This is a genomic window from Anaerobacillus alkalidiazotrophicus (assembly GCF_001866055.1).
In genome coordinates this window covers 1-6,914 of the sequence record NZ_MLQS01000009.1, presented here as the reverse complement: position 1 = coordinate 6,914, position 6,914 = coordinate 1, and the positions used below count along the sequence as shown (strand labels likewise).

The 6,914-nt window shown below is 36.1% G+C and carries 6 protein-coding genes and 3 rRNA genes; 1 reads left to right on the top strand and 8 read right to left on the bottom strand.

Features of this window, described 5'->3' with window-relative positions; genetic code table 11:
• Positions 1 to 221 (bottom strand): 16S ribosomal RNA (locus tag BKP45_RS08735); the annotation flags it as partial.
• 573 nt (positions 222 to 794) lie between these two features.
• On the opposite strand from BKP45_RS08735, the gene BKP45_RS08730 reads away from it, so the two are divergent.
• A complete protein-coding gene (locus BKP45_RS08730; protein WP_071389347.1) occupies positions 795 to 1,136 on the top strand; it encodes a hypothetical protein in 342 nt (113 codons plus the stop codon).
• Positions 1,137 to 1,478: 342 nt separating this feature from the next.
• On the opposite strand, the gene BKP45_RS08725 is transcribed toward BKP45_RS08730, so the two are convergent.
• From BKP45_RS08725 to BKP45_RS08700, 7 genes are all read right to left on the bottom strand, one after another.
• Positions 1,479 to 2,255, bottom strand: a complete 777-nt coding sequence (locus tag BKP45_RS08725) for an REP-associated tyrosine transposase (RefSeq protein ID WP_071389346.1) — start codon at positions 2,253 to 2,255, stop codon at positions 1,479 to 1,481.
• Between the two features lie 571 nt (positions 2,256 to 2,826).
• Positions 2,827 to 2,934, bottom strand: a complete 108-nt coding sequence (locus tag BKP45_RS22935) for a putative holin-like toxin (RefSeq protein WP_245747414.1) — start codon at positions 2,932 to 2,934, stop codon at positions 2,827 to 2,829.
• 166 nt (positions 2,935 to 3,100) lie between these two features.
• A complete protein-coding gene (locus tag BKP45_RS08720; RefSeq protein ID WP_071389345.1) occupies positions 3,101 to 4,138 on the bottom strand; it encodes a tetratricopeptide repeat protein in 1,038 nt (345 codons plus the stop codon).
• A gap of 668 nt (positions 4,139 to 4,806) precedes the next feature.
• Positions 4,807 to 5,910: a DUF5050 domain-containing protein gene (locus tag BKP45_RS08715; RefSeq protein ID WP_071389344.1), complete on the bottom strand. Its 1,104-nt coding sequence runs from the start codon at positions 5,908 to 5,910 to the stop codon at positions 4,807 to 4,809.
• A 29-nt stretch (positions 5,911 to 5,939) separates the two neighbouring features.
• A complete protein-coding gene (locus tag BKP45_RS22075; RefSeq protein WP_211272959.1) occupies positions 5,940 to 6,092 on the bottom strand; it encodes a hypothetical protein in 153 nt (50 codons plus the stop codon).
• Between the two features lie 429 nt (positions 6,093 to 6,521).
• Positions 6,522 to 6,637, bottom strand: a 5S ribosomal RNA gene (rrf, locus tag BKP45_RS08705).
• An 82-nt stretch (positions 6,638 to 6,719) separates the two neighbouring features.
• A 23S ribosomal RNA gene (locus BKP45_RS08700) occupies positions 6,720 to 6,914 on the bottom strand; the annotation flags it as partial.

Below are 6,914 nucleotides of genomic sequence, written 5' to 3'. Positions count from 1 at the left end.
GGTAAACCCAACTTTTACTTTGGAACCATGAGGTTCCAAAGATTATCCGGTATTAGCTTCGGTTTCCCGAAGTTATCCCAGTCTACAGGGCAGGTTGCCCACGTGTTACTCACCCGTCCGCCGCTAATTTCAGGGAGCAAGCTCCCATCCATTCGCTCGACTTGCATGTATTAGGCACGCCGCCAGCGTTCGTCCTGAGCCAGGATCAAACTCTCCATAAAAGTGTTTGATAAAGCTCAAAATAAAACATTGACGAGATATTTACTATCTCTTTTAATTCGCTTGGCTGTGTGTTCAGTTTTCAAAGAACCATCATTTGTTTTACGCCGTTGTTTTTTCAGCGACAAGAACTAGTGTATCACAACATTTAATTCTGCGCAAGTTGTTTTTTTGAAACTTTTTATCAAAACAACAAGTCATTCAACTTCGCTTTTTAGCGACAAGGAATATCTTATCACAACAAGTCATTCAATGCAACAACTTTTTTCAAAAAGTTTATCAGAAAAAGTTCTGCGTGATGCACGTTTGAAATGACAACTTTTTAAGATTATCATATATCTATTAAAATAGCAAACAAAAAATTACTTTCATTATATATAGTAGAATTAAACTCCTTGTTCCATCTCCTTCTTCTGCTTATTCCCGTTACCCTGTTCCCAAAGGATTATTAAATTTAGGCATTTTATTTATTACATTCGTCTATTGTTACGCATATAACATAAATATGAGTTCTTTATCTAGTTAATAGTTTAAAACTTAGACACGAACCTCAAAAAAATAAGGAGGGATAAACGATGATGCCATATCCTCCCTATACCTATCGGCAACTACAGCAATATCAACTTACAGAACCACAATTATTACCAATCTCACCACGATTAATGTCTCAAATTCCACCTCAAGTTAGAAGGGTAGTTCCTTCAATTCCATCGAACTTAATTCCTTATGTTACTCCCCGAGTGATAGCAAGAATAAATCAAGCTGATCCTAATAGATGGTTAGAATGTGGAGATTATTGTGAAAAAGAGTGTGGACTAGGGAATCCACTATGCTATGGTGCTTGCTATTGGCATTGTATTATTCGAGGTGGTCCACCAGAACTACCAATTCAACCATACCCATATGTACTACGTTAACAATATAAAAAATAGGACGACTCATCAAATCATAAGCCAACCTCTTATAGAATGTTGATCTTGTAGCTGTTCTTGTAAATGTATTTGCCTTTAGACTGATTTTAAGAATTCATTACTTCATCTTAATAACTCGTTTCCTCAATATCTTAAGTTTCTATAAAATCCAACTTCTCAAAGCTGAAAGAAACTCCATGATTACATCTGCAATCATGGAGTTTTTGCTTTAATCAAATATGATAATTGTTAATCTTATTTTAGGAAAGCAAAGGGACGGTTCTCATGCTTCTTTCATACCACTATAAATAGTAGGAAGCACAAGAACCGTCCCCGATACTTCCCCAACTATGCTTTAAATACCAAATTAGGAGATATTCCTAGTATTCTTGCAGCTTGTCGTTGTGATAAGCCATTAATCCTTTTTACTTTTCTCAGTATTTTGTTTCTTTCTATTTTAGGTAAACTCTTTACTTGTGCGATTTCAATTGTACCTAGTAACTCTTTTATTAATTGCCTCGCATCATCATCCGTTATCTTTCTTTTAACATCTACCTCTAGACATTGATCTTGATTCACTCTTTCATTAAATGCTTTGAATTTTACTATGGCAGTTGTTAGATCTGCTGAAAACCTATTTAAAATAAAATCACAATCAACAAAGTCCTGTGATGAAGAACTCGAATGATCATAATATCCGCGACAACTACTCCACATCCATTGATCCACTCGTTTGGCGATGCCAGCTTTCACAGGATTTTGGTGGATGTATCTAACGACGGTTAATAAATATTGATCCGTTTCGACATTCTCGCTTTTAAATCGATCCTGAAATAGGTGGCCTGTTGTTTTGTACTTCCAATTGTAATTGGCAACAAAGCTTACTGCGATACGTTTCATTGTAACAGAAATAGATTCATTGCCTTCTTTTAATAGTAAATGGATATGGTTATTCATCAGGCACCAAGCATATACCTTCATCTCTGCTCTTTGTTTATACTTTCTAAAAATGTCAAGAAATTTGAGGCAATCTTCTTTGTCGTGAAATATTTCTTGACCATTTGCACCTCTCCACATGATGTGATAAATTCCACTTCTACTTTTTTCTCTTGCGCGACGAGGCACTTGAAACACCTCCTTTTTATGGATTTGTAACATTTACTGTATCTACAACACATTAAATAATATAAATGGTCTATCTAGGAAGGTACGATAGTTAATTAGATCAATGTCATACCCATAGTCACAGAGTACAGGCATTAACAAATGATACGATAGGTACGTAGGAAACTCGGAAACGAAGGTTGATTGTCATTGACTTAGTATTGAAGTTCTTTAAAAATAACTAGTTGGAATTCTTTCTAGAGGTTTTGGAAGAAATTAATGGGGATTATATTAATCATATATAAATTTATTTTGTTTTTCACTATTTTTTAAAAAAAATTCATTATGTTAGGTAGAAAGCAAAGGGACGGTTCCTAAGGAAGCAAGAGAACCGTCCCCATGCTTCTCTCATGCTTCCCTGACTTGCTGAAACGGCGAAAAATGGTGTATACTTTAGTTAGAAATGACGTAAAATAAAAAGTACCTGAGCGCAGCAACGCTCAGGCAATGCAACTACATGCCGCTTGAAGAGCGGCTGACCAGTTGGATATCGCTTATTGAAATAGCTCACCTCACTTGGCTGGCAGGGTGGCTATTTCTTTTTGTTTAAATTGACGACAATAGTTACAATTAGTGTAAGTAGCGCTATTAACACTAAACTAAATTGCGCAAATAAGCTAAATGCTTGATATGTCGTCATATGCCTCCCCCCTTTCGTTCAGGGAGTTCAGCCGCCACCTTGCGTTATGTAGTTACTAAGTAATTATAGCAAACGTATATTCCTAATTCTACTGTTCGATTACACCCTACTAAAGTCAAAGCACCACCCAATTTGAACGTGGGACCTGCCCACCTGTTTCCCTTCTCTACTTCCTTTTTTTCTTCTTTTTAACCTTCTTTTTCTTCTGTTCTAACGAATCCTTTGAAGTAGTCGTTAAGTTAAAGGTTCTCTGTCTCATTGGAATTTCTTTAGCTCTAGTTCCCATATACATTTCGGCTATCGGAAAAAAGGAATCTATTTCATCGGGGAAAATTTCCAAATCTATTTCTGAAAAATTTACTGGGACATCTTTACGTCCTGATGCTTTTAATTCATCTAACGTGGGTAAAAAAGCAACTTCGCCATTTGTATGATCATCCATCATAAATAATAATTGAAGCCCAATTGCTAGCATCTCTCTTAAATTAACCGCCGGCATCTTTTTGTACCCTTCAGCACAAAGAAGCATTTGACGGAAATGGTATCCGGCGTTTGGCAAATCACTTATTTGTGCTAACATATCGCCTAATGTAAACTGAGATTCAACTTGAGCTGGGTCAATCAAAATTGAATGTTCAAAAACACTTACCGCTAACTCAGGACGATTTCCCTTATGATACAAGTTCCCAAGTCGATTCCAAAGATATGAATCTTTTGGATTTTCTTTTAATAGATTTAATAAATGTTCCTCTGCATCCGTTGTGTATCTATGCCAACTCCCATCAAATAAGAGGTTTTTACCAATCATACTTTTTTTTGAAATTCCATCCATTATGGGAAGAGCACTTATCATAGATTGCATAAGGAGACTATCCGGTAACTCCCAATCTCCAGCATTATTACAATGCTTACATCGAAAATATCCTGTCGTTTGAATGTTATCTGATATATTCTCTGTCTTTGTTTTCTTATCAATATTCACAACTACTAGCCCGACATCATATTTTCCTTTTCTGCCACAGCTTTTACAAGTCAACATTTGAAAGTTTTCCTCTATAATTGGGCTGAGTGATTTTTTATTTTTGAGAATACTCTTTACATATTTTCCCGGTAACGCTTTCGTTGTTGGGGGATCTTGCAAATTGATAGTTTTCTGATCTAATAGTAGATGAATCAGTTGGGGATTAATTTGAGAAGTTGCCATTTTCGTCTACCTTTCTATGAGTGTAATGTAATACAACTATACATTATATCAATAATCGGTCGCCTATAAATAACAATAGGAATTTAATGCAGGAGAAAGCAGGACTTTTTGGGTAAATTCGAATTAAGTTGTTAAGTTTAAATCTGCGGTACGGATTTCGTGGTGAAACCGAGAGTACTAATAAAAAAACAATAGCATTAATTACTACCAAATTAACGCATTTTTGCAAAGGGTGCGCGTCAAGTCATTTTAGGGAAACGAAAAGAACGTTTTTACAGTGAATTTATTATCCCTTTAAAAAACGAAGCGGAAAATCGAGAAATTAGTATAGATGATTGAAAAAATTAATGAAAAGGAGAGAGGTGAAATGAAGATAGAGATAAAGGATTCAACCAAACGATTTCGAAAATAGGGCCCTACTACTTTCATAGAACAATAGCTTCACATTCTATATCTAAAAAACTGAAAACAATATAGTAACAAGTCAAATATATGTACCCTGTGTCGTTCAATAATACGATTCGGTATGAACTGTTTTAACTTGTTCTCCATTTACATATACTTTCTTAGGTGGTGAAACGCACGAATACCTACTAGGGAAACAAAAGGACGGTTCCTTAGGAAGCAAGGGAACCGTCCCCATGCTTCCTTGGTGACAGTCAGCGAAATTAAGGATAGATTGATCTACCTTCATTAGTTTCTCGATCAATGACTATGTAAGCTCCTCCACCTTGTCTAGCATAATAGCCGACGACATAATCTTCAAAAGTGTAAATTTCGTACAACACTTCATTAAGATCTAGCAATGTATATTCCTTTAAGTTATATAAATATGTATTCTGATCAACTCCTGCTAGTGCTGCAGAAAAATAAATGTCGTCTCCAATTGCATTAAAATATTGCACTGGTTTTTCAGTATACATTTCATTTAAACTAATATATCGAAGGTCTTTTTCGGTAGTATCAGAATATTTTTTTAAATCCCTTGCAATTATTGTTCCATCTTGAAAAAGTGCATAATCATTACCAACAATATAACCAAGTCCATGATATTGACCGATCTGATCTAACGAGCCATAATAAATCTCTCCAGCTCCTATTATTATGTATTCGTCCTTATCCATTGATAACCCATATCCCCAAACTTCCCAATCTGTTAAAGTTTGGTCTGTCATTGATAGCGTATGTATACTTGTATATTCACTAGATTCTCCATGTAAAAATACTAATTCATCACCGTACACATGCATCAATGATACATATCCTTCAAACAATATTTCTTCAGCCTCACCGCTAATTGACATTCGACGAATAGAATTACCACTTCGATAACTACCAAAATCCATTTCTGTTGTAACATAATAAATCGTTTCATTATTAATAACATGAATATTACTTACTGCTTCTTCAGTAAGCTTTGTTACTTCATTTCCTTCAACTGTCATTTTATAAAGTCGATTGTCATCAAAAATATTAGCAAAATATAACCAACCATTGGAATATTCAACATTACCACCCATTAAAATATTCCCCGAATGATTACCTCGATTTATTTCAACAACATTATTATCAGCAACCTCTTCAACAATACGTTTGTCCTCTTCTCCGAGTTCTTCTCTTCCGCTTTTTTCATTTTCTATATCACCATTAGATTGTTCTTCTTCTACTAAATTAAGATCTTCCTCGTCGATTGCCGTTTTTTCACCAGAACAAGCAATCATGGACAATACAATTAAAAGTAACATTACTATCAAAAAGAATTTATTTCTCATGCAACCTTCCCCTCTCCATAATTTTACATTTATTGTTTCTCATACTTTTTCTTTAATGTTTTAAAGACTTCTTCCCCATCTAATAGTTCCTCCCCGTTTTTTATTTGTGCTTCTGCTTCAGCTAACTTTCGGTATAAATCTAACTGCGCCAAAGATTTCTCATAACTTTCCATACTCATCATGAAATCGGGGTCTGACCCCCACCGCGTTAAATCGTTAAAGTGCACAGGTTGATCTAAAAGAGGAGGCGAACGCTCCCTCTTATTAAATACACTATTTTCCCAGTCCCTGCGCTTTACGGTACCGCTTTTCTCTATGCTCAACAATTTTGGGCACGTATCGCTCCTTTGCGTTACCTTTTTTCTCTGTGCTCAGCAGCATGCAGCGTTGCTTCGAGGAAGCCTTCTTCAAAGCGATACTAGCAGACGCAGAAAAGCTACTGACTTCAATCACAGCTTGTTATTACTCCATTGACTAATCTACATGCAGCTTTGCTTCGAGGAAGCCTACCAGGAAGCGATGCTTGTAGACGCAGAAGCAGCAGTACAAATATATAAAATAGTTATTAACACACAAAAAAACACATCCCATCGGAATGTGTTTTTCATTTTACCTAGCAACGTCCTACTCTCACAAGGGGAAGCCCCTAACTACCATCGGCGCAAAAGAGCTTAACGATCGTGTTCGGCATGGGAACGAGTGTGACCTCTTCGCTATCGCCACTAGATATTATTTAATTCAGAGATCATTCTCTGAAAACTAGATAACATACATATAAGTTTCTTGAGTGTGAATTCAATTCTTATTTTTAGGATAAGTCCTCGACCGATTAGTATCTCTCAGCTCCACACGTCACCGTGCTTCCACCCGAGACCTATCAACCTCATCATCTCTAAGGGGTCTTACTGGATTAACTCCAAGGGAAATCTCATCTTGAGGGGGGCTTCATGCTTAGATGCTTTCAGCACTTATCCCTTCCATACGTAGCTACCCAGCTATGCTCC